The sequence below is a fragment of the Streptomyces sp. NPDC005533 genome (assembly GCF_042871845.1).
In the GTDB taxonomy this organism is placed as follows: domain Bacteria; phylum Actinomycetota; class Actinomycetes; order Streptomycetales; family Streptomycetaceae; genus Streptomyces.
Genome location: NZ_JBIAJH010000181.1, coordinates 1 through 1,500 on the forward strand (window position 1 = coordinate 1; position 1,500 = coordinate 1,500).

General features: G+C 66.3%; 2 pseudogenes. One reads left to right on the forward strand and one right to left on the reverse strand.

The features are described 5' to 3' along the window. Positions 1 to 380: 380 nt before the first annotated feature. Positions 381 to 1,005: pseudogene (locus ACFYP3_RS37790) on the reverse strand (transposase); the annotation flags it as partial. A gap of 91 nt (positions 1,006 to 1,096) precedes the next feature. On the opposite strand from ACFYP3_RS37790, the pseudogene ACFYP3_RS37795 reads away from it, so the two are divergent. Continuing rightward, positions 1,097 to 1,408: pseudogene (locus ACFYP3_RS37795) on the forward strand (transposase); the annotation flags it as partial. Positions 1,409 to 1,500 lie beyond the last annotated feature (92 nt).

Consider the following 1,500-nt stretch of genomic DNA (forward strand, 5'->3'; position numbering starts at 1 on the left):
GACGTGTGCGCCGTACTCGGTCTCGGCGCGATGCTCGAAGGGAAGATCGCCCCCATGGTCCTCAACCCGCTGGCCGAATGACCCGCTCCGGGCAGGAGCCCGAGGAGGGTCCCGGTGGGAAGCCGAACAAGGAAACCTGGGCTGGGACCGGTCCAGGTCCTGGATCTGTGACTTCTCGTCCGCGCAGAGGGCCCGGCCCCCTCAGCTCGCGCAGCCAGGTCACTCCTGCGTTCCGGCCGCCGGGGCTCTCCAGGTTCTCCGGTAGTTCCACGCTGTCCACGCCGTCCGGCAGGGGCGGGAGCTTCACGCCCTCGCCGAGGGCAACGACGGTCGCCGGACCGCCTAGTGCTGTGACCGGGAAGGTTTGCCGGGTTGGGCGGTCAGGCCGCGACTGGTAGTGGTCTGCCGCCCCAGCGGATGCCCTTCTCGCTTCGGATGCGGGCGCGTTCGCGCCGTTGGGCGGCGAGGACGTCCGGGTGTCTGGTGTGCTTGTTGCGCCAGCTCAGGTAGGCATGCAGGGCCCGGGTCTGGACCGTGTGGTTCGGGTGGTGTGAATTGGCCAGGGTGAACTGCCGCAACGGCCCGAAGTGGGCCTCGATGGGGTTCGCCCAGGACCCGTAGGTCGGCGTGAAGCACAGCTCGACCTTGGTCCGGACCGCCCACCTGCGGATTCTCCAGTTGCAGGTGAGCGGAGAGGTTGTCGAGAATGACGTAGATCGGGGCACCGTCGGGGCGGGCGGCGCGGATTGATCGCAGGGCGGCCCAGGTGTGGTCGATGCCTTTGCGTCTGCGGTTGACGCCCCACAGTTTGTCGTCGCCGACCGAGTAGCAGCCGTGGAAGTAGGTGATGCCGTGGGTGCGGCGGGACGTGGCCGGCAGCCGGTTCGGTTTGCCCTGCTCAGCCCAGCAGGATCCGGCGATGGGACGGATGCCGAGTGGGCCGAACTCGTCGAAGGCGAACGTGTGGTTCGGTCGCTCGTTGATCGCGTACTCAGTGGGCGTTAAGTCCGGTATTCCTCGGTCCGTGATCACCCGATCGTGGGGCTGATCGCCGACCGAGATGTCTGGTGGGCATGTCCATGCTGAGATGTGGGGCGTGAAGAGAGAGCCGTACCTCAGCGACTTATCGGACGGGCAGTGGGCGTTGATCGAGCCGCTGATCACGTCTTGGAAGCAGGGCAGGGTGGCACGCTCGGCGACCGGGGACCCTGGATCGTGCGACCTGAGGGAGGTCGTGAACGCGATCTTCTACCAGAACCGGACGGGCTGTCAGTGGCGATTGCTGCCGCATGACTTCCCGGCCTGGTCAGCGGTCTTCTACTACTTTCGGCTGTGGCGTGAGGACGGGCTGGACCAGCGGATCCAGGAACTCCTTCGCTGCCAGGTCCGGGAGAAGTCGCGTCGATTACTGACTTTGAAGCCGGGTTGTCGTAGGGGGCTGACGATCGGTGATCGTCGCGGTATGCCGGGTGTATGAGGTATCCGCAGGGTGGGGGTCTT